This window comes from Flavobacterium maritimum (genome assembly GCF_040049085.1).
GTDB lineage: Bacteria > Bacteroidota > Bacteroidia > Flavobacteriales > Flavobacteriaceae > Flavobacterium > Flavobacterium maritimum.
The window spans coordinates 1-545 of record NZ_JBDLZY010000045.1 but is presented as its reverse complement, the minus strand read 5'-3'; the positions used below and the strand labels follow the sequence as shown (position 1 = coordinate 545).

At 34.3% G+C, this 545-nt stretch carries 1 protein-coding gene; it reads left to right on the top strand.

Going from position 1 to position 545, the window contains the following annotated elements:
* Positions 1 to 140 precede the first annotated feature (140 nt).
* On the top strand, positions 141 to 545 hold a 405-nt coding region (locus ABEB23_RS18220; RefSeq protein WP_348814142.1), incomplete at its 3' end, for an IS1096 element passenger TnpR family protein.

Here is a 545-nt window from a genome sequence, read left to right as displayed (position 1 = left end):
CATACAAAAAAACTTAGCGTGCATTACGGTAAATTTTTCAAATAAAAATCCAGACGAAAATCTTTTCAACAAATCATCATTACAGATTCGTATTTAGTTAATTTAATTTTACCTTTGACCTCTCAATAAAAACAAAGATTATGGTTTATAAATTTAGAGTTATTCTAGAGGCCGAAGAAGATATTTTCAGAGACATTGCAATTCTTGAAGATGACACACTTGAAGATTTACACAATGCCATCTTTAACGCTTTTGGTTTTGACGGATCAGAGGTAGCTTCGTTTTATACTTGTGATGCAACCTGGAATCAGGAAGATGAAATTCCGCTTTTTGATACTGGAGATGTTCCTGGCGAGATCAGAACCATGAACGATTATCCGTTATCCAGTATTTTAGATAAAGAAAATACCAAAATTATATATGTTTACGACTTCATCAGCATGTGGACTTTCTTAGTAGAGCTGGCAGCAATTGAAGAAGAATCTGTAGGAGCAATTTATCCTGAAACTCTATTTTCTCACGGAGAAATGCCGGACGAAGCCATT